The organism is Paenibacillus litoralis, from assembly GCF_046244365.1.
GTDB lineage: Bacteria > Bacillota > Bacilli > Paenibacillales > NBRC-103111 > Paenibacillus_V.
On record NZ_CP176395.1, the window covers coordinates 875,201 to 896,667 of the forward strand.

Here is a 21,467-nt window from a genome sequence, read left to right on the forward strand (position 1 = left end):
CCTTCGACAAGAATCGCCGCTTTGTCGAATTATGAAAACTAATGCTGGACGGCAAACCTCTGCGGGCTGTATCATTTTAGGTAGATAAAGGAAATGTGGCGGAGTAGGTGGGACAGATGGACGAGCAATGGAGAAGGCAGGCGAAGTTCCTGATCGTGGACGATCAGGAATACAACATTTCGCTTCTGCAGCGGATGTTAGGCCGGTCGGGCTTCACGAACTTACATACGACGACGGACCCTCTTCGGCTTAGCGGGCTGTTTCAGGAAATTGAGCCGGATATCGTCCTGCTCGATTTGCATATGCCGGGCATGGACGGGTTCGCCGCCCTGAGGCTGCTGAAGGAGCTGATCGCGGAAGGCAATTACCTTCCGGTTCTAGTGCTGACGGCGGATGTTACGCAGGAGGCGAAGCAGCGTGCGCTGCAGGAAGGCGCGAACGACTTCTTGACGAAACCGTTCGATAAGACGGAAGTCATTCTCCGGATCGACAATTTGCTCAAGAGCCGGTACCTGCATCTGCAGCTGCAAAATCAAAACGTATTGCTGGAGGAAAGAGTCAGCAAGCGGACCTGGGAGCTGGAGAAGGCCAAGCTGGAAATTCTCGAGCTGCTTGCGCGCGCGTCGGAATATCGCGACGACATGACCGGTCAGCATACGCAGCGGGTAGGACAAATGGCGGGAAACATCGCCCGCGAATTAGGGCTGCAAGAGCAAGAAGCGGACCTCATCCGGAAGGCGGCGCCGCTTCACGACTTGGGCAAGATCGGCATTCCCGACGGCCTGCTGCTCAAGCCCGGGAAATTTACGCCCGAGGAGTTCGAGCAGATGAAGACGCATACGACGATCGGCGCGAGTATTTTGGCAGGCAGCTCGTTCTCGGTGCTGGAGGTGGCGGGGACGATCGCCTTGTCGCATCACGAGAAATGGGACGGCACCGGCTATCCGGAAGGGCGCAGAGGCGAGGACATCCCGCTGTCGGCGCGAATCGTCGCAATCGCCGATTTTTACGATGCGTTGACCCACGAACGGCCATATAAGGCGGCATGGAGCTCGGAAGAGGCGGTAGCGGAAATCCTGAGGCAGAAGGGCCTTCATTTCGACCCGCAGGTGGTCGAGGCGTTCCTAGCGGTATTGGAGCAAACGGCCGGCAAGCTCAAGACAGTCGATATATAAAGAACGTGCAAGCAGATAAAGAAGGGGTGTCTGGATGAAAGGCATGGTATTTACGGCTTTTCTGGAAATGGTAGAAAGCAAATTTTCGCTCAAAATCGCCGATGATATCATTGAGGCGTCCGATTTGCCGTCCGGCGGAAGCTATACGGCGGTCGGAACCTACGATCACGGCGAAATCATCAAGCTTGTCGTCCAGTTGAGCGAACGCTCCGGCATCCCGGCGAATGCGCTCGTAAAGACATTCGGCGAATACTTGTTCGGCGAGCTGGTCGGCATGCATCCGCGGTTTGCGGAAGAAAACGAAACCGTCTTCGAATTCCTGCAGAAGGTGGACGGTTACATCCATGTCGAAGTGTTGAAGCTGTATCCCGGAGCGGAGCTTCCGGGGTTCGAATACGACGCGTCGACGCCCGGAACGCTGGTCATGACGTACCGTTCCTCGCGGCCCTTCGCGGATCTGGCGGAAGGGCTCATTGCAGGCTGCATCAGCCATTACGGCGAAAATATCGAAGTAAAACGGGAAGATTTGAACGGCGCTTCCGGCACCTCCGCCCGGTTTACCTTGAAACGGATGTGACGGGCGATGCCGGAAAGAGCCGAGGAGCTTGAGCTGCTCCGCAGGCAGCTGGAGCGCGAGAAGAAGGCGCGCAAGGCCGCAGAGGAAATCGCAGAGCAGAAGACGCGCGAAATATACTATGTCAACCAGGAGCTTCGGCATCTGAACGATCAGCTGGAGGAGCTCGTCAAGGAACGGACCGCGGAGCTGTCGAGAGCGCGAGACGAAGCGATCGAGGCGAACCAGATCAAGAGCCAGTTTCTCGCCAATATGAGCCATGAGCTGCGGACGCCGCTCAACGCGATTATCGGATACAGCGAAATGCTGAAGGAAGAAGCGGAGGAGCTCGGCGAGCAAAGCTTTATCGATGATCTCGGCAAAATTCATACGTCCGGCAAGCATTTGCTGACGCTGATCAACGATATTTTGGATTTGTCCAAAATCGAAGCGGGCAAAATGGACCTTTATATGGAAACCTGCGACGTTTCGCATGTTCTTCAGGATGCGATCGCCACGGTCAAGCCGCTCTTGGAGAAGGGCGGCAATCGCCTAGAGGCGGATATTGCAGGCGGCGAGATGCGGACGGATATAACCAAGCTGCGGCAAATCATATTGAATTTGCTCAGCAACGCCGCCAAATTTACGTCGGGCGGAACGATTCGGATAACGACGGAGGAGCGGGCGTTCGCAGGCAAGAAGGGGATTGCCGTTCGCGTCAGCGATACGGGCATCGGCATGACGGAGGAACAGGTGGCGAGCCTGTTTCAGGCGTTTACGCAGGCGGATTCGTCGACGACCCGCAAATTCGGGGGAACGGGGCTTGGGCTTGCGATCAGCCAGCGTTTTGCCCAAATGCTGGGCGGCTCCATTACGGTCGAGAGCGAGCTCGGACAAGGCACATCGTTTGCCGTTTGGCTTCCTCTCCAGGAGGAGGTCATGCACCGCATGTCAGAGGCGGGGGCGGAAGGAGCGGAAGGCGCGGCGGAAGGCGCCTGTACCGTGCTCATCATCGACGACGACCCGGCTATGCTGGGCTTGCTGCAGCGCTTCTTAAGCAAGGAGAATTGGACGGTCGCGATCGCTCCTAACGGACCGGAAGGGCTGCGCCTCGCCAAAGAGCTGCGTCCGACGGTCATCTCGCTTGATGTGCTCATGCCGGGCATGGACGGCTGGAACGTGCTGACCGCGCTCAAGAACGATCCGGAGACGGCCGCGATCCCGGTCATTATGCTGACGATGACGGACGACAGAAGTCTCGGTTACGCGCTTGGCGCATCGGAGTTTCTGATGAAGCCCATTCAGCGCGAACGGCTTATTTCGGTCATGGACAAGTACATTCCCGAGCGGATGTCGGATTCCGTTCTGGTCATCGAAGACGATGTAACGACTAGCGAAATGATGACGAAGATGCTGGAGAAGGAAGGATTTCGCGTCACGCGGGCCGGCAACGGCCGCATCGCTCTGGACTGCGTTGCGAGAGCGGTGCCGAGGCTTATTTTGCTCGACTTGATGATGCCCGAAATGGACGGCTTCGAATTTGTCGCCGAACTGCGCAAACGCGAAGAGTGGTGCTCCATCCCGATTGTCGTAGTGACGGCCAAGACGATTACGGGAGAGGATCGCAGCCGGCTAAACGGTTATGTGGAGAACATCGTCCAGAAAGGGTCTTTTGACCGTGACGCTTTGCTTAGGGAAGTTCGCGATTTGATGGCCGCTCGCATCGATGAACGGAAATAATGGAGGCTGAGAACGTGCATACGATATTGCTTGTCGAAGACAACGAGATGAACCGCGATATGCTTTCCCGCCGTTTGATCCGCAAAGGCTTCGAGGTTGTGATGGCCGTAGACGGCGAACAAGGGGTGGCTGCCGCGAAATCGGCTTCACCGGACCTAATCCTGATGGATTTGAGCCTGCCCGTGCTGGACGGCTGGGAGGCGACGCGCCAATTGAAGGCGGATGAGACGACGCGGCATATCCCGGTCATCGTCCTAACCGCTCATGCGATGTCGGGCGACCGCGAGCGGGCGTTCCAAGCCGGCTGCGACGAGTTCGACACGAAGCCTGTGGAATGGGCCAGACTGCTCGGCAAAATGGAAGCCTTTTTGAACCGCTAAGACGTATGGATCGACGAAAAGCGCCTTTAGGGGCGCTTTTTCCGTTTTTTCGGCTGTGACTGGGCATTGCCTGTATCGGCCTTGCGTATCGGGTACGATTTTGACGAATACGACAGCGGTACCGCTCCATCAACGCTTCGTCCGTCTTCGATTGGAGGCTGCGAAGGATTTTCGGTCGATGTCCGGAGCTGTTGTTCCGGCTCGATAACCTTTTGCCGCCTCCTTAGGATGCAGCTTTTTCTAATAGACTATACGGCTGTCTCGAAAGCTGCACAGACAAGGGATTGATAGTCCGACATATGAGCCGCCCCAGACCGCAGGATTATTTTGCATGATGCCGGCAAGGGTCCCTTTGCTTGTGAAAAGAAGCTTTCCCGCTATAATAAGAGAATAACGGACAGCGTTTTCAACAGGAAACGGCGCAAGGATCGGAGGAGTCGGAGGATGGCGGAACGCAAAAGCTCGCTGCAGTCATGGAACACGATTCGCAATCGAATCTTCTTCTCCATTTTGCTGTTTCTGATCGTTCCTTTTTCGCTAACGTTCTACTACATCGACAAGCCGCTGGAAAGCGCCATCGAGCGTAAAATCGGCGATTCGGCAAGAGAAGCGCTGTACCAGGTCAATTTTAACGTCGGCCTGTTCCTTGATGACATGCTGAAATCGGTGGCCGGTATTTCGATGAATGCCAGCATAACCGCTATGCTCCAAAGACCGGAGGATTTCAGCGAGTATGACAAGCTGCGGCTACAGGATACGATTACGAACAAGCTGTACAGCTCGTATTTTACCGATACTTACGTGACGCTGATGGACATGCGCGGCAACTGGTACAGCTCCCGTTATATCGACAAAAATATGTACAACGAATATGTAAACGCTTCATGGTACGGCGATATGCTCAAAAGCCCGTATCAAATCAAATGGATGATCAACAACAAAAGCTTCACCTATGCGGACAAAGAGTCGATCATTACGATGGTCAAAACGGTAACCGACTTCCAGACGAGCCAAAATATCGGGATGCTCGTATTCAGCGTGCCGGAGAAAGATATCCGTAAATATTTTACGAATCTGGAGGGAGAGCTGTACTTGCTTGACGAAACTGGTACCGTCGTTTCCGGTTCGCATGCTTCCAAAGCGGGCGCCAGCTTCGCTTATCCGGCATATCTTTCCCAAATTTTCAGCGGCAAACGCGGGCAGATCATCATGGAGAAGGACCGGACCAAGTGGATCGCCAATTACGATACGGTAAGCCAGACCGGCTGGAAGCTCGTGCAGGTTACGAAGTATGACACGGTGTTCAAGGAAATCTTCGACATACGCCGGGCCAATATCGCCATTTTTGCGCTTATTTTCATTGTGTTTATCGGCATCACGTACTCGATTTCGTACAGTATCTCGAGGCCGGTCAAGCTGCTGAACAAACGGATGCAGGAGCTGGAGGAAAAGCAGTTCAATAGCGGGTTGTCCGAATCCGGTCCTCAGGAGATCGTGACGCTGATCGGTTCTTACAACAAGATGGTGAAGCAGATTCGCGAGCTCATTCAACGGCAGAAAGAGCAGTTTCAACAAAAAGAGGATATGCGGTTCCGGGCGCTGCAGGCGCAAATCAACCCGCATTTTATCCTGAACACGCTGAACAACATCAAGTGGATGGCGTACATCCGCAACAACCATGACGTCGGCGAAATGCTCTCCAGCCTCGGCAGTATTATGGAAGCGAGCATCGGGCGGGAGGGAAGCCTCATCACGCTGCGGCAGGAAATCGCTTATATCGAGAACTATATCGCACTGATGAAGCTGAAATACAACGAAAAGCTGTCCGTCCGTTATGAGATACCGGAAGAACTGTACGACTGCGAGGCGATCAAATTCATGCTGCAGCCGATCGTCGAGAACAGCATCGTGCACGGCATCGACCAGAGCAACGGGCTTGGTGAGATTACGATCGAAGCGATGCGGGAGCACGACAGGCTGATCGTCGTCGTCCACGACAATGGAGCCGGTATAGAACCGGACAAGCTGGCGGAATTCCGCCGTTCGCTGAGCGAACCGTCCGACGACAGGCCGCTGCAGCGGATCGGCATCCGGAACGTTCATGACCGGATCCGGCTGCAATATGGGGAAGCGTACGGTTTGGAAATCGAAAGCGACGGGGAAGCGGGGACAACGGTGAAGCTTGTCGTACCGTTCAAAACGCACATGGGAGGTGACGGCTATGCGGCTGAAGGTCATGCTGGTCGATGACGAAATATTGGTGCGGCTAGGCATTAAGTCGCTGATCGATTGGGATAAGCACGGCTTCGACTATGTCGGCGACGCCCCGGACGGCAAGCAGGCGCTGGAGGCGATGGAACGGTCCGCGCCGGACATCCTGCTGACGGACATCGTGATGCCGAATATGAACGGCCTGGAGCTGATCGAAGCGGTTCGCAAACGCTACCCGTACACCCGGATCATTGTGCTGAGCAGCCACAACGAATACGAATATGTGCGCACCGCCATGAAAAGGGGGGTCGACGACTATATATTGAAGGCTTCGATGAAGCCGGACGAGCTGCTCGCCCTGCTTGTCGAGACGGCGGATAAAATAGCGGCCGGGCGCCGGGAGGTTGAGCGTCGGCTCGGGGGCGAGACGCAGGAGAGCGGCGGGTCGGACGCCGAGGGAAGAGAAGCGGCCAAGCTTCGGCTGCTGCATGACTGGCTGGAAGGGCGCCGGCCTCAGGCTGGTACTGAGACTGGAGGCAGCGCGGGCACGGACGCGGCCGCTGGCTTGGAGTCGGGCGATAGGGCGCTGGCTATCGCGCTTGCCGCCAGCAATGCGGTTATGCTGCTGCAAGTTCATGGCGGCCAGCCGAGCTCGCCGAACGGCGGTCCGTCCATGCGGACGCTGCTCAATTTGCTCGAGCTGGAGCTGCAGAAATGGACGCCGGGCTGCGTCCTGCCCTATCGGGAGCATGAGGTCGTCCTGCTCATTCCATTCTCCTCCGCCCCTGCCAACGCGCAGGACATGCTCATGGCGATCGGCAGCGATCTTGCCAGCGCGGCTAAACGTTTTTTGAGCGTGACGGTCAGCGTCGGCATCAGCGGGGTGTTCGCGCAAGCCGAAGAGGTGCGAGCCGCTTACGGACAGGCGAAGCGGGCACTGCAGGCTTATTTCTACAACGGCAAGGGCAGCGTTTCGGTCAGTGCGGCAGCTGCGGCTGCTGCTGAAGGAGCCTTACCCGTTCCGATCTCGAAAGAGGACGAACAGAAGCTGAAGCTGGCAGTCGGCAGTATGGACGAGCAGGCGATGAAGGATATCGTTTCCGGCGTATTCGACAGGTTGTACGAGAGGAAGGAGCCTGTCGAAAGCGCGATCCGGATTTGCTTGGAACTGCTTCATTTTTTGCAGACGGAATGGCGGAAATACGACGAGCTTATGCTGGAGGGCTTGGAGGAGAAGGAGCCGCTATACAAGAAGGTACTTGCCTTCGAGGAGCTGGGGGAAGCGAGGGGCTGGTTCGACTGGCTGATTGCCGTATGCGGCAATCGTGCGCGCGAAGTGAGCCGCGGGACGTACCGCGAGGAAATCGGGCGGCTGCTCGCTTACGTCAAGGAGCATATTGCCGATGACTGGTCGCTGCGCAAGGCGGCGGAGGTCGTGAACATGAACGAAAGCTATTTGAGCTACTTGTTCAAGAAAGAGACGAACACCGGCTTCGTCGAGTACGTCAACCAGATCCGCGCGGATAAAGCGGCCGAGCTCCTGCTCGAGACGAATCTGCCGAGCTACGCGATCGCGGAACAGGTCGGCTACGACAATATCAACTATTTCGGCCGTGTGTTCAAAAAAATAAAAGGCGTCAGCCCGCAGCAGTACCGCGCCCAATTCCAGCCGAGGACGCCGACGTCATGAGGCTGCGGCCGGCAGGGGATGGCCTCCTTGACATCGCTGGGGCTAACCCGGCTGAGCGGATACTTGACTGCAACATGCCGCCTGATTCGAAACTATAAAAGCCGTCACCCTCACTCTGTGCGGGTTTGACGGCTTTTTCCGTTTAATAGCGGCGGGCTTATACAACGCCCCATATTCGAAGGAGTTTTGGCAGCTAGTCACTGCAACTAAGTACTCCTAGCTCCTCTGGAAACACGGGAACCCAGCCGCAGTGACTAAAGCATAGCACCCCCGGCAAGCCCGACCACCACAATAACCAAGTAACCAGATTGGCAAAAGTAACAACAAGGGAGAAGCCATGGTTGATAACCGGAGTAACTAAACTTGCATAGCATCCCCGGCAAGCCCGACCACCACAATAACCAAGTAACCAAAGTAGCCAAAAGTAACAACAAAGGAGAAGCCATGGCTGCTAGCCGGAGTAGCTAAACTCGCATAGCATCCTTGGCAAGCCCGACCACCACAATAACCAAGTAACCAGATTAGCCAATTCAATTAAAGAAATGCAAGTTTGTTGAAGGTTAGAGTGTTCTAGCCCATGTCGGCGGAAATAGTGAAGCTGGGTTCACTCCCTCTGTTCGTAGTGATTATCTCACGAATACTCGCTCATTCGCAGGATTTCACCATTCTTTGAAGCAGGCTTTCCGTAGAGGCAAGGACCTGACCCGTTGGGAGCATCATTTTGGGTATGCGGGAATAGAGGAAAGGCCTCAATCCCCAATCATTTCCGTTATGATGCACGTATACTCCACAATCGTCTTGGTGGTTTACCCTCCCAATTCTCAACGGGTCTTCGCCCTTACATTCCTTCGTTATACCTATCCAAGAGGTGGAGGCCGAAATGCTAGTGTAACGGGTCAGTGCCCTTTGTGAACCCACATTCGGTACTCCGTGCTTATGTGTTTTCCATCCTGCGAATGAGCCAAAATACGTACGCTAACCTTTGTGTTCCCATGCTACTTTCCTCTTGTGAAACATGTTGCCCAAGTGGGAGCCTCCTAGGCTGCAGCCTCTTGTACATCGTTCGCCCGAAAGGCTTCCCCTCGTTTTACCATACCTATCATGATCCGTGTTAGTTTACCGATCAGTTTAAAGACGGAGCGATGCTTTTTCATCTTCTTTTCTTTTACGTTTTGCTCGTGCCACCGTTTAAACTGCGGGTTATTTGTAATCAAGGACAAGGTTCCCAAATACAGATATTTGCGCAGCTGTCGCCTGCCTCGTTTTGAGATTCCTACTTTGCCTTCGTATTTCCCCGAGCTGTTATCCGTTAAGTTGAGACCCGCTTGGGAAAGGATCTGTTGTCCATGTGCATACTTGCTTATCTCTCCGCATCCGGCCAATAAAGCGGCTATGAACAGCGTGCTCAGCCCCTTTATGGTGCGAAGTAGGTTCACCACATCCGGTACCTGGGCAAGTAGGATGTCGAGCTCATGCTCCATCTCCTTTAGCCTTTCGGTTAACCGTTCATAGTCCTCTACAAGCCGCGCAATTTCTTTACGCGCTTCTTCACATCCAACCTTACTCCCAACAGAACTACGGGCTACAGCGAGGAGCCTGGCGGCCGTTTCTAGTCCTGTCTTCCCGCCTGCACGCTTCATGCCGCCTTCTTCCTTCCAGCCGGTAATCATCTGCTCAGCTGTCATCGGTGCGATATCTTCGGGCAGCGGGAAAGCCTTCAGCGTGGCGACTGACCGCGCAATCTCCCAGTCGGAAAATACCAGTCTGTACTCAGGAAAGTGAATATCCAGCCAGCGGTGAAGTCGGCCCTTCAAGCTTGTCAGTTGCTTGACCCAGTATTCGCGGTCGTTCATTACCATGCGCAACCGCCGATAGATGGCTGCGTGCCGATTGTAAGTGGTGTAATATCCACGGCTTACGGCATCGGCAATGACCAGCGCGTCTTTGATGTCGTTCTTGGATTGGCTGTTATCTCGGTTTTCCTTGTTACGTTTTGTGGTCAGGGGGTTAACGAGAACGACCTCATGGCCAAGGTCCATCAACCAATCGGCCAAGCTGAACCAATAATGTCCGGTCGGTTCAAGGCCGATGATGAGTGAGGAGAGGCCTTTCTGTTGTTGGAGTTGTCCGATCCATCGTAAAAGTTTCCCAAAGCCCTCTCCTTGATTCTCGAACGTGACAGGTCGGCCTATCTCTAATCCACGGTAAGTAACGGCACGAGCCACATGCCGCTCCTTGGCAATGTCGATACCGATAATGAGATGATTCGTAGAAATTCGTTCAATCCGTTGATTTTGTACGTCTCTTTGTTTAAACTTCATAGTAGAGCACCCTCCCATGTGGATCTGTTAGTCACTGCCCGTGACATGATCTACTATACAGAGGGTGCTCGTGCTTTACAAAGCCGATTTCTTAGCATCTACAGGAATGCTAATAATGAATGTAAGTTCACTAAAGACCCGGAAAAACAAGTGCACCGATCAAATAGTGAATCCAGCTTCACTATTAGTGAACAAAACGGCCAAATAGCGACATCTGATTCACTATTCACAGGAAAGCTCATTTTTGCACACAAATAGTGAAGTTTGCTTCACTATTTGTGAATCTAGGTTCATTATTTCTCCGTAAACCCCGAATGAGGGGCGTCATCCCCAGCCTTTGCGCAGCGGCTCAGCTCTCCCGGCCACAGCCAGTCTGCCTCCCGGCAAGTCCGCCGGCTTGCGCACCGGTCAAGCGCCAGCGCTGACGTTCTGCTCCCGGCCGCTGCCAATCTGCCTCCCGGCAAGTCCGCCGGCTTGCGCACCGGTCAAGCGCCAGCGCTGACGTACAGCACCCGGCCACAGCCAGTCTGCCTCGCAGCAGGCCCGCTTGCCTGTACACCGGTCAAGCGCCAGCGCTGACGTCCTGCGCCCGGCCGCTGCCGGTCCGAGGGGCGAGAACGCGCTTGAGCAGCACGTGGCCGAGCAGCGCGGTTGCGCAGCCGAGGACTCCGACGATGACGAAGCCTTCGCGCAGCGTCAGCCAGTCTCCGGCGATCCCCATGAACAGGGGACCGACAAACATGCCCAGCCCGTATATCGCCTGGTAGAAACCCATGGCCGTCGCGCGCTTCTCCGGGCTGATATGCTTGATGCTGAGCGCCATCAGCACCGGCGAGGTGAAGCCTCTGCCGAAGCCTGCGATCGATTGCGTGACGATCAGCAGCCACAGCGAATGGGTGAACGGAATAAGCACCGTAAAGGCGCCGCTGAGCGCCAGCCCGAGGATAATGACGTTGCGCTCTCCAAGCTTTTGCGCCAAATACCGTCCCCCGATCCAGGCGGCGATCGCCGTCGGCAGCGTCGAGCAGAAGGTGAGCAGCCCCATATCCAGCTTGCTGGCGCCGAGCGTCTGCGCATATAGCGGCGTGAAGCCGAACACCGTAGCGAACGTAAGCAGCTGGAATAGTATCGATAAGGACGACACCACCAGCAAAATACGGTCGCTAGCGACCTCGGCGATACCCTGCATCGTAATTTTCTGCTCGTTGTCCTCGAATTTCTCGACGATGAAGAAAGCCCCGACCATGCCGGCCAGACCGACCGCCGAGCCGATCAGGAAGGCCGACTCCCACCCGTAGTGATCCGCAAACCAACCGCCGCTCAATATCCCCAGCATCTGCCCAAGCGAATTGTACACGGAAATCGTCCCCATCGCGCGGGTCGTTTCCTTCTTGGCATAATAGCTCGCGAACAAGATCGTAAAGTCCACCCAAGTCGCCGCCGCCACCCCGGCAATGATCCGCAGCACCAATATCCACGTCACATCGTCGCTCAGCAGAATGCCTGCTCCCGCGATAACGGAGGCGAACATCCCCGAGATGATGAACATTTTTCTTTTGTGAAGGCGGTCCGAGACGATGCCTACCGGGATGCGAAGCAGCATTTGGCTCAGGCCGTACATCCCGACGATCAGGCCGGCCATTTTGTTGGAAGCGCCCAAGCTTTCGACATAAGCCGTCAAAATCGGGACGCATGTATACATGGAGAACCAGAAAAGCAGAGTAACCGCGCAAAAAAGCGGAATCCGATAGCCGGTCGATTGAGGTTGAGCGCTCATGATCGTTGTTCCATCACCTTTCGGTCAAAGCTTGTCGCTTGTACGGCTGTTGCGATTATTCCATTATAAACCTTTAGCTGACGGACAGGAGGCTTTTTTCTCGAAATAATGAACATGCTCTAAAAATCGTGAATACTGACCGAAAACTTCGAACGGAAGTGAACAATGGCACAAAGATCGTTCCTGTCCCCGGCTAAAATGTAAGCGTATAATTCATTGATGTAAACGCTTTATTCTATACAGAAGATTGGAGTGATGGTGATGCCGACTAAAGCGTTGAAACGAATCCGCGCCGTCCGGGGCGATTATTGGGGATATTTCTTTATCGCGCCTTTCGCGTTGTTTTTCTTCCTGTTCGAGGTATATCCGATGCTGCGGGCTTTTTATATCAGCCTGTTCGATTACGGACTTGGCTCGCAGACGTGGATCGGCTTCGACAACTACACGTATTTGCTGAAAGACGATGTGTTTCTGCGATCGATCGCCAACACGTTCGGCTTTGTCGCCGGCACCGTGCCGCTGACGTTTCTGTTCGCTCTGTTCGTGGCGCAAATGATTTACCGGAAAAACAAGCATATCGCTTCTTTTTTCCGCGGCGCCTTCTACCTGCCTGTGGTGACGTCGCAGGTTATCCTCTCGCTCGTTTGGGCGTGGATCTATAACCCCGTAAACGGGATGGCCAACTACATGCTGACGTCCTTCGGAGCGTCTCCGATCATGTGGATGGCGGACGAGCGTGCCGCGCTTCCCGCACTGATCATTATCGTCGTAACGTTTAACGTCGGGCAGCCGATCATTCTGTTTTTGGCGGCGATGGGCAACATTTCTCCCGATTATTACGAGGCGGCCGATCTCGACGGCGCGAACGGCTGGCATAAGTTCCGCAACATTACACTGCCGCTGCTGAAGCCGACGTCTTTGTACATTCTAGTCATGTCGACGATCTGGGCTTTCCAAACGTTCGTCGTCGTCCAGCTGATGAGCGGAGGCGGCCCGAACTACGGGACGTCCACGATTATGTATTTGCTGTATAATACCGCATTCGTTTACGGCAAGCTCGGCATGGCTTCGGCGATGGGCATTCTCATTACGGCACTCATTTCGGTCGTCGCAGTCGTGCAGTTCCGGCTTATGAAAGCCGATGTCGAATTTTAAGCGGAGGAGGGAACCGTCATCATGGCAAGCGCTGCGACTCATTCGTTAAAATTCGTCGCGAATCTTATTCTATATTTATTCGCCGCATTGTTCCTGTTCCCGTTGTACTGGATGGTAACCGGCGCGTTCAAGGATCAGTCCTCTGCGGTCAAGTTTCCGCCCGAGTTGTTTCCGTCGGTGCCGACCACGGTCAATTTCGATAAGCTGATCGAAGCCGGGCAGGTGTTCAAATGGCTGGGCAACAGCGTGATCGTATCGGTAGCCGCTACGGCCGGCGTATGCCTGGTCGCTTCGATGGCGGGCTACGCGCTGACCAAAAAACGTTTCGTCGGAGCGAAAACGCTCTTTACGGCTATCGTCATCGCGATGTTCATCCCGCGGCAAATTACGCTGGTTCCGCTGTTTACGATGATGAAGGAGATGAGCCTCGTCAACAATTTGGCGAGCGTCATTTTACCGGTGATTTCGATTCCGTTCGCCGTGTTCCTGATGAAGCAGTTCAGCCAATCGGTACCTACGGAGCTGCTTGAAGCGGGAAAAATGGACGGCTGCTCGGAGCTGGGACTGTTTTTCCGGATTTTCTTGCCCGTCGTGAAGCCGGCGATCGGAGCGCTTGCGATTTTCGCCTTTACTCAAAGCTGGAACGACTATTTATGGCAGCTCATCATGCTGAGCGACAGCAATAAAATGACGATCAACGTCGGCATTTCAACCCTGGTCACCGAATACGTGGCGAATTACGGGCTGCAGATGGCGGCCGCGACGCTCGGGTTTATCCCGGTCTTCATCGTGTTTCTCGTTTTTCAGAAATATTTTGTCAAAGGCATTACGCTGGGCGGGGTCAAGGGATAACAACTAACGGGTAACAGCAGAGAGGAAGAATACAGGATGACGCGTTACGATTTGGAAAAGTTTAAAGGTGTGATCGTCGCCATGTACAGCTGCTATGACGGCGAAGGCGAAGTCAGTGCGCAAGCCGCGCGGAAGCTGGCCCGCCATTATGCGAACATCGGGGTCAAAGGACTTTATGTCGGGGGCAGTACGGGCGAGGGCATGCTGCAAAGCGTCAGCGAGCGCAAAGCGACGCTGGAAGCGGTTATGGCGGAGATTGGCGGCGAACTGACGGTCATCGCTCATGTCGGCGCCCCGTCGACCCGCGACAGCGTCGAGCTGTCGAAGCACGCCGAAGCGGTCGGTGCGGATGCGATCTCGGCCGTGCCTTCGATCTACTACCGGCTGTCGCCGGACGCGGTGGAGCGGCACTGGCAGGCGATGATCGACAGCACCTCGCTGCCGTTCATCATCTACCATATACCGCAGACGACGGGCTTTCAGCTCTCCGCCTCGCTGCTCGCCAAGATGGCGGCGCAGGACAAGGTGATCGGCGTCAAGATTTCGGCGGAAAGCACGTTCGAGCTGCAGCGCTTCAAAGCGGTCGGCGGATCCGATTTTCTTGTGCTTAACGGGCCGGATGAGCAATATTTGGCCGGACGGAGCATGGGAGCGGACGGCGGAATCGGCGGGACGTACGGCGTCATGCCGGAGCTGTATATGGAAATCGAGCGCTGTCTGGCCGAGGGCAAGCTTGACGAGGCCCGCAAATGGCAGTACAAAGTGAATGAAATTATCGTCTCTCTGCTTGCTCTGCCGTCGTTGTATGGGGGCTGCAAGGCGATTATGAAAATGCGCGGATTGGACATCGGGGAACCGCGTATGCCGATGCTGCCGATTCCGGAGCACGGACTTGCCGAAGTGTCCGAGCTGAACGACAGAATCGTTCGTTTTATTGAGGAGACGAAGCAGCGGTAGGTTATTCTAGGGTAAGCGCAGCTCATCGTTTCGTTTAAGCTTTTAACGCCATTATGTTCCAAATCTAATGAGGGCTCAACCGTTATTTCTTGTGTCCGGCATTGCAAGGGTATACTAAGGTGGTTCGACCGTACAGGTCTTATCCATAGATCATTCATTCTGGGGAGGTCGCATTGATGAAAAAACAGATTATGGCACTGGTAGCATCGGCACTCGTGGTCACATCGCTGGCAGGCTGCGGAAGCGGCGGCGATACAGGCAGCAAAAGCGGAACGGACGCCGGCGGCAAGGCCGGAGCGAGCGCCAGTCCGAGCAAAGAGAACGTCGAGCTCACATGGTGGATCGATACCCGCGAGGATGTACAGAAAGCGTACGAGGAAATCAAGGCCGATTTCGAGAAAGCGAACCCGAACGTCAAGATCAATATGGTAAAGACCCCGGACGATAAAATCAACGAACGGATCAGCATAGCCGCCAATACGGCAGCGCTGCCGGATGTCCAGCAAGGCTCGATTTTTTGGCCGCTGTCCTATGCGCGCAAAAACCTGCTCGTTCCGCTCGACGAAATGGTCGACAAAGCGGATTTCGAGGAGAAGACGTTGAAGAACGTCTCGGTGGACAACAAGCTCTATATTTATCCGAACAGTACCGTATCGATCGGTCTGCTGATCAACAAGGATCTTTTTAAGGATAAGAACGCGCTTGATCTGCTTCCGAAAAGCGGCGAGACGTGGTCGACCGAGCAATTCATGAAAGCGGCTAAAGCGGTTACGGATCCTGCCAAGCAGGTTTACGGCTACGGCCTGTACGCGGCGGATACGGGCGGCGACCAAGCGCACCACGCCTGGATGTGGGGTTACGGAGCGAAAACGTGGAGCGAGGACAGCACCAAGGCTGTCATCAACTCGGCGCAAGGCGCGGAAGGCATGCAATTCCTTGTAAAGATGGTCGACGAAGGCGTCGTACCTCCGGGCGCGGCGGGGCTCAAGGCAAGCTCCGTGCTAAACGATATGTTCCTGCAAGGGAAGCTCGGCATGGCATTCGGTAATATCGCCAACGTCGCGGCGTTCAATAAGGCGTTTACCGAAGGTACAGCCAAAAAATTCGACATCGACCTTCTTCCGTTCCCGTCCAAGGACGGCAAATCGTCGAACACGGTTCTGTTCGGCTACGGCACATGGGTGTGGAACACGAAAAACGAGACTAAAATGAAATGGGCCAAAGAGTTCACCAAGTTCATCAATTCCAAAGACAATATGGCCAAAATGGCGCAAGCGTCTTCCGTTATCGCTACCCGCAAGTCGCTGGCTAAAAACTATGCCGACGGCACGCTTCAGTCGAAGACGATTCAGCTGTTCAAGTATGCCGGCGATATCGGTTTGGCGGTTCCCGGCTATCCGGAAACGCGCAATGCATTCTTCCCAGAGCTTCAAGCCGCGCTGACCAAGAAGAAGACGCCGCAGCAAGCGCTGGACGACTGGACCAAAAAAGCGAACGAAATTATCGCGAATTCTTCGAAGTAACACACCGTACAACCCCCGGACTAACGGCATGGCCGCCAGCCCGGGGTTTTTGCCGTTCGCCGGTGGCGTTTGGAATGCGGAGCCGTCAAAATGGCTGCGTTAACTGGGGTAGAGAGGAAGTCTCCGCTTGTAACCCGGCCGACAAAGAATGACTGCGCCAGCTTGAATCGTTATGACGACTCCAACTTGTACCTCGGCCGGCCGTTAGCTGGTTAACCCGCTGTACATAGAAGAAGCGGCTAACTGGAAAACCTCCAGCTCATTTCAGCGGATTACGCTAGAAAGAGGAGTAACTGGAAAACCTCCAGTTATTCCTCTACTTCCTCCGTGAAAAAGCCCCAATCTGCTGAATTAACGGCATATTATCCATCTAGCTGAGCACATTATTGCCGAATACGAGAAAATTGATGGATAATTTCCAGTTAATCCAAGCTATCCAATTCCCCGCATACGAGTGTATAGCAGAGAATCCTTTCACCTTGGCCTAATTTCCAGTTAGTCCATGTTATCCAGTCCCCCGCGTACAAGTATATAGCAGAGAATCCTTCACCTTGGCCTAATTTCCAGTTAGTCCAAGCTATCCAGCACCCCGCGTACAAGTGAGCAGAGAATCCTTTCACCTTGGCCTCATTTCCAGTTAATCCAAGCTATCCAATTCCCCGCATACGAGTGTATAGCAGAGAATCCTTTCACCTTGGCCTAATTTCCAGTTAGTCCATGTTATCCAGTCCCCCGCGTACAAGTATATAGCAGAGAATCCTTAACCTTGACCTCATTTCCAGTTAGTCCAAGCTATCCAGCACTCCGTGAACGAGAGTATAGCTGAGAATCCTTTCGCCTTGGCCTCGAATGCAGGGCTGCAGCCAGCCTTTGGCGCACAGCTTTCGCAGCATCTGGACGGCAGTACGATGATCGACCTCAAAATGCCGTTCCACATCCTTAGGCCGAATCGGCCGTGCGAGCTGGATCGCAAGCCGAATCAGTTCTTTTTCGGCCAGCAGGGCGCGCGAAACCGGCGTCTTGCTTGGCTGATAACGGCTCAGCACCATGCGGAGCAAGGTGATGCAAAGCTCCGGACGCTGCTCGACATCGTCGTAGGCGAACGAGATGACGCGGTAACCCATCGCATGAAGGAACGTTTCGCGGTTTAACTCATTGCGATATTTTTGCCGGTCCATTTCTTGCACGTGCGCAGCAAAGCCCTTGATTTCATAGAGAAGCCTAGCATGACCCGGCAGCCAAGCAAAATCGGCAAAATAAGACCTGCCCCGCCAATCGAGCACTTCGTACTCCGGATGCAGATCGTCGAAGCCGCCTGTTAACGGCCACCAAACGTTCTGAAGAAACTGCTGCTCGGCGTGACGATGTCCTCTCTCCAGCCGCCCTCGGCGTTCTCCAGTCCGGTTCTCAAGATGCCGGCCAATCCAAGCCGCATGCGCTTGTTCAAACGTCACATTTCTCCCTCCTTTTTTAAATAAAAAAACGCCCCGCTCCACTCGCAGGAATGGAAAGGGACGTTCTTCGCCTCATAGCTCTTATTATAAAGAAAGGACGGATCGGATTCCAGTCTCTTCATAAAAAGCGACGGCGCTCGTGCCAGTTGCGGCGGCGTATTCTATGACGATGCAAAGCCGAGCCATCTCAATTAATGGTATATTCAGAGCATAAGCCGAAAGGGGAGTGCGCCGGTGTCCGATCCCATCGTTGTCGTTTCTTATAGCGAAGAATGGCCCCGCGAATGTGCAAAAATCGGGACTGCGCTGCGGCAGACGCTAGGCGGGCTGGCCGTTCGGATCGACCATAGCGGGTCGACTTCGGTTGCGGGGCTTGCCGCTAAGCCGGTTATCGACATCCAGATATCGGTCCAGCAGTTGGAGCCTGTCGATAGCTATAAGCTGCAGCTGGAGAGCGCGGGTTTCATCCATAAAGCGCAAAACCCGGATCTGACCAAACGTTATTTCCGCGAAGCGCCCGGAAGCCGCCGCACCCATATCCATGTGAGGGAAAGCGGAAGCTGGCCGGAGCAGGCCGCGCTCATGTTCCGAGACTATTTGCGGGAGCACGCCGACGATTGCGCCACATATGCCGAAGTGAAATACCGGCTGGCAGAGCTGTTCCGTGACGATCGGCACCGCTATGTGGAGGAGAAAGGAACCGTCGTCTGGGAGATCATGAGAAGGGCAAGCGAGTGGAGCCAGCGGACGGGATGGAAGCCCGGAGCCAGCGACTATTAGCCGTTACATAACGAACGAATTGCGGGGGGACTTCATATGAACAAGCAGGAACTAATCGAATATTGTTTAACCAGAACGGGGGCGGCCGAGGACTTTCCGTTCGGGCCCGAGCCTTCCGTCATGAAGGTGGGCGGCAAAATGTTTGCGCTTATCTCAAGCGGAGACGTGGCATCCATATCGCTCAAATGCGATCCGTTCGAGGCCGATCTGCTGCGCGCGCAGTACGAAGCGGTCAAACCGGGATACCATCTGAACAAAAGGCACTGGAATACGGTAACCGTCGACGGTTCCGTGCCTGAACAGGAACTGTTTGCGATGATCGATCAATCCTATGGTTTGGTCGTCCGTAGCTTGACTAAGGCGGAACGGGAAAAGCTCGGAGCGGGGGCGGTTACTGTCCGTAAGCGGAACTAGTCCCCAATGATCGATCATCCAACGGCCTAGTCGTCCGTAGCCGGTTCCGTCAAGCGGAACTAGCCTCAGGATTCGGCTAGGCGAAGCATCGTAACGGGAAGCAGAACGCATTGCCGGACACTTCATTCGAAGCTCTCTTATAAGTGAGAGAGTGTTTCACGATAACGACGCATATCGCTGTATTCCGACAATCTCCGGGAAGCGGCCGACGGGAAGGCTTACCCTATTACCGCGTATGCCGGCTTATCCGACAGGGTGCGACAAAATGCTTCACAGCCCCAGGAAAATCCAGTAAACTAGACCTAACAGGAAACTAGCGGAAATTTCCATGCGGAACGAAGGAGGGCACACCTCCTTTGGAAAGGAGCCTTACGGATGGCCGAGATGAAAGCACCCGGTAAAGGAAACCGGGGAGCGGCGCTCACGAAGTCCCCGGCGCAAGCGTCGATGAGCGGACAAGGACAGGCAGGGGAAGGCCGGCGGAACGGATTCGGGCCGAACGCGTTGATAGCCCTGCAGCAAACGTACGGCAATCAAGCGGCTCAGCGTTACGCCAAGCGGCTGGCTGGCGGTTCGGAAGCGGGCAAGACGCAGCCGGGGCCGGGAAGCGGCGGAGCCGTTCAGATGAAAGAAGCGCTCATGTCCTCGATGATGGGCGCTCATATGCGCGCGTTTACCGAGGATAACGATCCGGCCGATTCGACGGGAAATACGAAGCTATATAAGGTTAAAGAGCAGCAGACGGTCGGCAAAAAAATCAGCTACCGGACGAAGTTCGAGGACAAGGAAAAGCAGGACGAGACCGGCAAATGGGAAATGATCGAGCATAACGGCGTTACCGGCTTCGTTCGCAAGGAGAAGGTGAAGGAGACCGCGACGCTTGCGAATATGCGCGGGAAGCTGAGCGCGAACAAGGCGAGCACCGGCCAAGTCGGCGGTACGGCTGATCCTCACAAGGCGGAGGGCTTTGACGAAGCGGCCGAGCAGACGGGCGATGCGATCGGGTATACGGATGACACGCTGGGCGATACGTCGGACGAGCTGGGCGAGCTGGGCAAAAAGGAGAAAAACGACAAGCTCGAGGCGGACAGCGACAAGATCGGTGTCGCCGGCTCGGTGACGGGACTTCTCAGCGGCGGTCTGGGCGGTCTGATGGCGATGAAGAAGGGTGTCTCCGCCTTCCGGAGCACGACGATGACGACCGGCGAGAAGGCAGGGGCCATCGGCGAAGCGGGCGCCGAAGGCGTGGAGAGCGTCCATAAAACGTTCGATGGCGTCGCCAATATGGTGGACAGCTCGGCCAAGGTGGCCGGGCATTCCGATGGAATCGGCGCCTCCGATGCGGTAGCCGGCTGGTCGGGCTCGGTGGGCGATGCGATCGGGGCGATTAAAAGCGCTTTTTTCACCGTAAAAGATATTTATACGATGTTCAAAGAAGCGTTCAGCACGGAGGGCATCACGCTCGATGAGGTTGTGGAAGGCTCGCTCTCGGCGATTAGCCACGCCTTGCAAGCCGCGAAATCGGTTGTGAAGACGGTAAAGTCGATTCTGGACATTCTGAAGATCGGAACGAGCGCACTCGGAACGGCCATACCGGCGATAGGCATTGCGATAAGCGGTATCGAAATTACGCTGAAAGTGTACGGGATGATCAAATCGTCGATCAATCATTACCGAATGACGAACATCAAGCGCGATTTCAAGAAAAAATATGCGGCAAGCAGCTTCATTAAAGAAGAACGAAAGCTGCAGGTGCGCGGCAAAACGCTCTGGTCCGGCAACACGGGCGTTCATAAAGACAAGCTGGACGATCGTAAGAATGCGCTGTCGGGATCGGCTGCAAGGACGGACGACGAGCAGCAGGAGCTTAACGACATCCGGGAATACGAGCTCGCCAAGGAAATGAAAAATATCAACAACAAGCGGCTCATCCGCGCCGGCATGCAGATCGGGTTCGAAATGGTCAACATTGCCGGCGAGATTGCCACGCTGTCCGGCGTCGGCGCGAAAGTCGGTCTGCCGCTGAAAGCCGTAGCCGCAGGAGCGGGCGTCTCCATGAGCATCGCCCGGAAAGTGAAGCAGCTGGGACGCGACCGCGCCGCGAAGCCGGGAGCCTGGAGCGTCACGAAGGCCGTGTTTAACGCGGAGAAATCCTCGGAGAAAAAACATGCGAAGCGGGCGCAGGATGCCGACGTGATCATGAACATGATTGCCGAGCTTCCGGAGTTCGACAATAGCGAAGAAGTGAAGAAGCAGTACGAGCATATCGAGCATTTTATAACGGCGAGCGGATGCAACCCGAAATCGCTGTACAGGCTGAACGGCGATCCGAGCGCTCAGCGTAATTTGCTTATTGAAGGGATGAAGAAGCGCCCGTAAGAGCTAAGGCGGCGGCAGGTCGTCTTGGCCGCACAGGAATGCGAATTGGGCTCATCTTTACCGCACGCGGTTTAGGAAATCCCGGAATGGAAAACACTACTAAGAA

Annotated in this window: 17 protein-coding genes; 13 read left to right on the forward strand and 4 right to left on the reverse strand. The window is 54.9% G+C overall.

Annotation, left to right across the window (positions count from 1 at the left end):
* The first annotated feature begins 116 nt into the window (after positions 1–116).
* From ACKGJP_RS03705 to ACKGJP_RS03730, 6 genes are all read left to right on the forward strand, one after another.
* The gene (locus ACKGJP_RS03705) at positions 117–1,175 is read left to right on the forward strand and encodes an HD domain-containing phosphohydrolase (RefSeq protein ID WP_409344344.1); all 1,059 of its coding nucleotides are present in this window, start codon (positions 117–119) and stop codon (positions 1,173–1,175) included.
* Positions 1,176–1,209: 34 nt separating this feature from the next.
* Positions 1,210–1,752, forward strand: a complete 543-nt coding sequence (locus ACKGJP_RS03710) for a heme NO-binding domain-containing protein (RefSeq protein WP_409344345.1) — start codon at positions 1,210–1,212, stop codon at positions 1,750–1,752.
* Between the two features lie 6 nt (positions 1,753–1,758).
* Positions 1,759–3,468, forward strand: coding sequence for a response regulator (locus ACKGJP_RS03715; protein WP_409344346.1), 1,710 nt, complete (start codon positions 1,759–1,761; stop codon positions 3,466–3,468).
* 14 nt (positions 3,469–3,482) lie between these two features.
* On the forward strand, positions 3,483–3,848 hold the full coding sequence (locus tag ACKGJP_RS03720) for a response regulator (protein WP_409344347.1): 366 nt from the start codon (positions 3,483–3,485) through the stop codon (positions 3,846–3,848).
* Positions 3,849–4,292: 444 nt separating this feature from the next.
* Positions 4,293–6,098, forward strand: coding sequence for a sensor histidine kinase (locus ACKGJP_RS03725; RefSeq protein ID WP_409344348.1), 1,806 nt, complete (start codon positions 4,293–4,295; stop codon positions 6,096–6,098).
* On the forward strand, positions 6,070–7,749 hold the full coding sequence (locus ACKGJP_RS03730; RefSeq protein WP_409344349.1) for a response regulator: 1,680 nt from the start codon (positions 6,070–6,072) through the stop codon (positions 7,747–7,749). The genes ACKGJP_RS03725 and ACKGJP_RS03730 overlap by 29 nt, the downstream gene beginning before the upstream one ends.
* Positions 7,750–8,786: 1,037 nt before the next feature.
* On the opposite strand, the gene ACKGJP_RS03735 is transcribed toward ACKGJP_RS03730, so the two are convergent.
* The 3 genes from ACKGJP_RS03735 to ACKGJP_RS03745 all read right to left on the reverse strand — a co-directional run bounded on the left by ACKGJP_RS03735 (position 8,787) and on the right by ACKGJP_RS03745 (position 11,847).
* Positions 8,787–10,070: an IS110 family transposase gene (locus ACKGJP_RS03735; protein ID WP_409342688.1), complete on the reverse strand. Its 1,284-nt coding sequence runs from the start codon at positions 10,068–10,070 to the stop codon at positions 8,787–8,789.
* Positions 10,071–10,363: 293 nt separating this feature from the next.
* Positions 10,364–10,552: a hypothetical protein gene (locus tag ACKGJP_RS03740; protein ID WP_409344350.1), complete on the reverse strand. Its 189-nt coding sequence runs from the start codon at positions 10,550–10,552 to the stop codon at positions 10,364–10,366.
* An 80-nt stretch (positions 10,553–10,632) separates the two neighbouring features.
* Positions 10,633–11,847 (reverse strand): MFS transporter, encoded by a 1,215-nt coding sequence (locus tag ACKGJP_RS03745; RefSeq protein ID WP_409344351.1) that lies wholly within the window; start codon positions 11,845–11,847, stop codon positions 10,633–10,635.
* A 261-nt stretch (positions 11,848–12,108) separates the two neighbouring features.
* Between ACKGJP_RS03745 and ACKGJP_RS03750 the strand changes: the two genes are divergently transcribed.
* From ACKGJP_RS03750 to ACKGJP_RS03765, 4 genes are all read left to right on the forward strand, one after another.
* Entirely contained in the window at positions 12,109–13,002 is an 894-nt protein-coding gene (locus tag ACKGJP_RS03750) for a carbohydrate ABC transporter permease (protein ID WP_409344352.1), read from the forward strand.
* A gap of 21 nt (positions 13,003–13,023) precedes the next feature.
* Positions 13,024–13,854 (forward strand): carbohydrate ABC transporter permease, encoded by an 831-nt coding sequence (locus ACKGJP_RS03755; protein ID WP_409344353.1) that lies wholly within the window; start codon positions 13,024–13,026, stop codon positions 13,852–13,854.
* A gap of 36 nt (positions 13,855–13,890) precedes the next feature.
* Positions 13,891–14,811, forward strand: a complete 921-nt coding sequence (locus tag ACKGJP_RS03760; RefSeq protein ID WP_409344354.1) for a dihydrodipicolinate synthase family protein — start codon at positions 13,891–13,893, stop codon at positions 14,809–14,811.
* 176 nt (positions 14,812–14,987) lie between these two features.
* Positions 14,988–16,334 carry an ABC transporter substrate-binding protein gene (locus ACKGJP_RS03765; protein ID WP_409344355.1) on the forward strand — a complete coding sequence of 449 codons (1,347 nt, stop codon included), beginning with the start codon at positions 14,988–14,990 and terminating at the stop codon, positions 16,332–16,334.
* A gap of 782 nt (positions 16,335–17,116) precedes the next feature.
* Here ACKGJP_RS03765 and ACKGJP_RS03770 read toward each other — a convergent pair.
* The gene (locus tag ACKGJP_RS03770; RefSeq protein ID WP_409344356.1) at positions 17,117–17,788 is read right to left on the reverse strand and encodes a DUF559 domain-containing protein; all 672 of its coding nucleotides are present in this window, start codon (positions 17,786–17,788) and stop codon (positions 17,117–17,119) included.
* 234 nt (positions 17,789–18,022) lie between these two features.
* Between ACKGJP_RS03770 and ACKGJP_RS03775 the strand changes: the two genes are divergently transcribed.
* The 3 genes from ACKGJP_RS03775 (at position 18,023) to ACKGJP_RS03785 (ending at position 21,361) form a co-directional block, all read left to right on the forward strand.
* Complete coding sequence (locus tag ACKGJP_RS03775) at positions 18,023–18,568, forward strand: GrpB family protein (RefSeq protein ID WP_409344357.1); 546 nt, start codon at positions 18,023–18,025, stop codon at positions 18,566–18,568.
* 36 nt (positions 18,569–18,604) lie between these two features.
* Positions 18,605–18,982, forward strand: a complete 378-nt coding sequence (locus tag ACKGJP_RS03780; RefSeq protein ID WP_409344358.1) for an MmcQ/YjbR family DNA-binding protein — start codon at positions 18,605–18,607, stop codon at positions 18,980–18,982.
* Positions 18,983–19,357: 375 nt separating this feature from the next.
* A complete protein-coding gene (locus ACKGJP_RS03785; protein ID WP_409344359.1) occupies positions 19,358–21,361 on the forward strand; it encodes a hypothetical protein in 2,004 nt (667 codons plus the stop codon).
* The last annotated feature ends 106 nt before the right edge of the window (positions 21,362–21,467 follow it).

Excerpts from the sequence above, each read along its gene's own strand:
- ACKGJP_RS03735 (WP_409342688.1), bottom strand. The coding sequence starts at position 10,070 with ATGAAGTTTAAACAAAGAGACGTACAAAATCAACGGATTGAACGAATT.
- ACKGJP_RS03785 (WP_409344359.1), top strand. The coding sequence starts at position 19,358 with ATGGCCGAGATGAAAGCACCCGGTAAAGGAAACCGGGGAGCGGCGCTC.
- ACKGJP_RS03710 (WP_409344345.1), top strand. The coding sequence starts at position 1,210 with ATGAAAGGCATGGTATTTACGGCTTTTCTGGAAATGGTAGAAAGCAAA.
- ACKGJP_RS03725 (WP_409344348.1), top strand. The coding sequence starts at position 4,293 with ATGGCGGAACGCAAAAGCTCGCTGCAGTCATGGAACACGATTCGCAAT.
- ACKGJP_RS03730 (WP_409344349.1), top strand. The coding sequence starts at position 6,070 with ATGCGGCTGAAGGTCATGCTGGTCGATGACGAAATATTGGTGCGGCTA.
- ACKGJP_RS03750 (WP_409344352.1), top strand. The coding sequence starts at position 12,109 with ATGCCGACTAAAGCGTTGAAACGAATCCGCGCCGTCCGGGGCGATTAT.
- ACKGJP_RS03780 (WP_409344358.1), top strand. The coding sequence starts at position 18,605 with ATGAACAAGCAGGAACTAATCGAATATTGTTTAACCAGAACGGGGGCG.
- ACKGJP_RS03745 (WP_409344351.1), bottom strand. The coding sequence starts at position 11,847 with ATGAGCGCTCAACCTCAATCGACCGGCTATCGGATTCCGCTTTTTTGC.
- ACKGJP_RS03705 (WP_409344344.1), top strand. The coding sequence starts at position 117 with ATGGACGAGCAATGGAGAAGGCAGGCGAAGTTCCTGATCGTGGACGAT.
- ACKGJP_RS03715 (WP_409344346.1), top strand. The coding sequence starts at position 1,759 with ATGCCGGAAAGAGCCGAGGAGCTTGAGCTGCTCCGCAGGCAGCTGGAG.
- ACKGJP_RS03755 (WP_409344353.1), top strand. The coding sequence starts at position 13,024 with ATGGCAAGCGCTGCGACTCATTCGTTAAAATTCGTCGCGAATCTTATT.
- ACKGJP_RS03760 (WP_409344354.1), top strand. The coding sequence starts at position 13,891 with ATGACGCGTTACGATTTGGAAAAGTTTAAAGGTGTGATCGTCGCCATG.
- ACKGJP_RS03765 (WP_409344355.1), top strand. The coding sequence starts at position 14,988 with ATGAAAAAACAGATTATGGCACTGGTAGCATCGGCACTCGTGGTCACA.